At 50.8% G+C, this 323-nt stretch carries 1 protein-coding gene; it reads right to left on the reverse strand.

Translation table 11 applies throughout. From position 1 onward, the window contains the following. The coding region (locus ACTHS3_RS17515) for an RNA polymerase sigma factor region1.1 domain-containing protein (protein WP_440368698.1) at positions 1-261 on the reverse strand (261 nt) is incomplete at its 3' end. Positions 262-323: the final 62 nt, after the last annotated feature.

A 323-nucleotide genomic window follows, 5' to 3' on the forward strand; every position in this document is an offset into this window, starting at 1 on the left:
GCTCAAGAGGATGTCTTCAGCATCGGGGGCTTGCTCGGTTACTTGGATACCCAGGCCGGAAATCATGCTGACGATGTTGTCGATTTGCTCGGCATCGGACATATCGTCGGGCAGGGCGTCGTTAATTTCGGAATAAGTGATGTAGCCGCGTTCTTTACCCATGATAATGAGTTGGCGCAGACGCGCGCGTTGCTCTTCGATACTTAAGGGACGGTTGTCGTCTTGGTCTTGGTATTCTTCGTAGTTTTGATTTTTAGACATGGATTGCTCTCTAGGTTGATAGGATGCCGACGGTTTACGGTGATGTGGCCGTACCTGAAGGC

It is taken from the genome of Neisseria sp. P0009.S007 (genome assembly GCF_051962515.1).